Below are 2,990 nucleotides of genomic sequence, written 5' to 3'. Positions count from 1 at the left end.
CTCGTGAAACCGTCAATGTCTTGATGGAATGCATCGTTGACACCTGTCTTTGCGGTTTATTGTTCTATGCCTGGGGCTTTGCCTTCATGTTCAGTCATGGTAACGGCTTGATTGGACTGAATTGGTTCTTCTTGCAAGGTGCGCCCGCGACTTATGAAAGTTCAGGTGTGGCGTTCCTGGCATTTTGGCTGTTTCAGTTCGCCTTTGCAGACACCTGCTCGACGATTACCTCTGGGGCAATGATTGGGCGGACAGGGTTTATTGGCGATCTTCTCTACAGCTTTGGCGTTTCTGGATTCATCTACCCAATTATCGGACACTGGGCTTGGGGGCCAGACGGTTTTCTGGTAACAATGGGCAGCAAAGACGGTTTCCTGCCTTTCTTGGGAACCGGCTTCCATGACTTTGCAGGTTCTACAGTTGTTCACACTATTGGGGGATTCATTGCCCTGGCGGGTGCGATTGTCCTCGGGCCGCGTTTGGGTCGTCGGTTCAAGCGCGACGGTGGCGGGCCAATGTTGCCCCATGACCTTGTAATTGCTGCTTCCGGCGGTCTGATTCTGTGGTTCGGCTGGTACGGTTTCAACCCCGGCTCGACACTCTCGGCGATGGACTTTGTGGGGACTGGACGGGTTGCTGCTAATACTACCTTGGCAGCATGTTCCGGCGGTCTGTCGGCACTGTTTTATGGATATCCGAAAACAAAAAAGTGGGATTTGAGCTTCACGGTCAACGGTTTCTTGGCGGGTTTGGTTGCGATTACTTGCCCTTGCTATTGGGTGAATCCAACAGGTTCTATCATCATTGGGGCGGTAGCTGGCATAGTTGTAATTCTCGGAATAGACCTCTTGGAATGGCTTCGGATTGACGACCCCATCGGTGCAGTTCCTGTACATGGTTTTTGCGGAATCTGGGGAACGTGGTCGCTGGGCTTGTTTGCCACTGGTGAATTCGGCGCGAGTGGCCCCATCTTACCTGATGTCTCTGCGCCCTTAAGAGGTCTGTTTTATGGTGGAGGGATACAAGTGTTGAGCGCACAAGTTATTGGCAACCTAATTATTACTGTGTCTACATTTGCTGTGGCACTAGGGTTGATGTATTTGGTAAATTTGACCGGGACACTGCGTGTGTCGAAAGAAGGCGAATTGGAGGGTTTGGATTTACACGAGCATGGTATACCAGCCTACCCTGAATATGTCATTAGTACATTAGTGAACCCTGACAGCTCTCCATTACCAGAAGTGAATAAATAGAGAGTTTTGCCAAGCGCACCCTAAACAGAGAAAAGTGCCAAAAATCCATCAGTCTTCATCCCCATCACTCGGTGGGGCTTTTTTTTGGAGAAAAAGTCGGTTAAGAGTATATGCTCTACTCTCTACCATCTAAACCCAAAAAGTTAATGTAGCTGGGAAAGTTGCGATCGCGTGGCTTAAGTAACCAGTTATATAAGGGCAAAGCTTTCAGCCAAGTGCGTACAATGCAACCCATTTTGGCACGGTGATGCCTGCTACGATTAACGATGCAGAATTTTTGGTCTACTGATAGTACTTTCTGTATCTATTTAGTCTACATGTTAAAAAAGTCAATTTAATATCAAGCTAATACAAGTACAAAATTTTAAGTGCAACTACTGAGATTGCCTAGCCAATTCAAACAATTTATGCAACCGAAAATATCGTGAAGATTGCTGCGGAAATATATTGAATAATTTCACAAAATTTATTATTTGCCTTCCCATGTCTCAGAAAATATACGCTCACAATCATTAACTAATATAGATATGCTTTATTAGAGTTAATTCGCTCTAGAAGTTAAGAAACTTGGTATCAGTTCCTAAGCTGTTCGACAAATAACCTTGCATAATTATGGTGGACAAGATGCCTACCCCACAAGAGTTTGATTTAATTTAATTATGCAATTTAGATGTTTTTCAGCTTAGGACTATGACGAGTAGTGGGGCTGCTAATCACCCTTCTCATTCAGAGACGCTCCTCCAACGCATGACGCTCCTAACGTTGCTTGCTAACGCTGCGTTCGCGGAGCGTTTTGTAGAGAAGACAGCCAGTAGAGAGCGACTGTTATCGGTCTACAGCGCTGGCTCACCGTTTTTACCACTTTAGTCAGGGGCTACTTTTTCAACTAGGAAGGTAAAAAATGGAATGGGCTATTTACAAAAAGAATACGGGCAGTTTTGTAATAGCAGTGTCAATTATGGCTGGTGTTGGCGTAGTCTCGTATTTGAGTTTGCTCCAGTATAGAGAAAACGCTCAATGGGTCACACATACACGGGAGGTGCTTGAAAAGACTAAAGAAGTAATGTCACAGCTCAAAGATGTAGAGACAGGACAACGGGGCTATCTTCTCACGGGCAAAGAACGGTATCTGGAACCGTATCGCACTGCAACTGGCGAGATTGCTCAGAAACTTAAGGCTCTGCGCCAATTGACTGCGGATAACCCCAATCAACAGCTGCGGCTCGATAGCCTTGAACCCCTGATTGCCAAAAAACTGGTTTTGATCGAACAGGCTATTAACGCGAGGAACAAAAATTTAGAGTCCGCGCTGCAAATAGTTCAGACAGATCAGGGTCAGCAGATCATGGAGGAGATCCGAATGCTCACTACAGCTATGGAGAACGAAGAGAATAAGTTGTTGAAACAGCGGACACTAGAGGCGAACGCCAGCGCTCATCAAACAACTTTGCTGACTATTTTGGGCAGCATTATAGCTTCTGTTATCGTCGGTTTAGCAGCCACGATCACCAATCAGGAACTTGTCAAACGCAAGCGGATGGAAAATTCTCTGGAAAAGGCTCGCGATGAGTTAGAAATAGAGGTTAACAAACGGACTGCCGAACTTAGAACCCACATTCCGCACTTCAACTTGAAGTATAAAAAGATTACAGTCAAGATAAAAGCGAAAAGTCAGGATAATTAAGAAAATAATACTGAATTAATATGATGAAGGACGAGAAATAATCAAACATAAAA

General features: G+C 45.3%; 2 protein-coding genes. Both read left to right on the top strand.

From position 1 onward, the window contains the following. Positions 1–1,253: ammonium transporter (locus tag CDG79_RS39980; RefSeq protein ID WP_094346979.1), on the top strand; the 1,253-nt coding region annotated here is incomplete at its 5' end. 901 nt (positions 1,254–2,154) lie between these two features. Then, positions 2,155–2,937 carry a CHASE3 domain-containing protein gene (locus CDG79_RS39975; protein ID WP_094346978.1) on the top strand — a complete coding sequence of 261 codons (783 nt, stop codon included), beginning with the start codon at positions 2,155–2,157 and terminating at the stop codon, positions 2,935–2,937. The last annotated feature ends 53 nt before the right edge of the window (positions 2,938–2,990 follow it).

The organism is Nostoc sp. 'Peltigera membranacea cyanobiont' 232 (genome assembly GCF_002245985.1).
Classification (GTDB): domain Bacteria; phylum Cyanobacteriota; class Cyanobacteriia; order Cyanobacteriales; family Nostocaceae; genus Nostoc.
The sequence above is the reverse complement of the archived record's forward strand: the minus strand, read 5'-3'. Positions and strand labels throughout refer to the sequence as shown.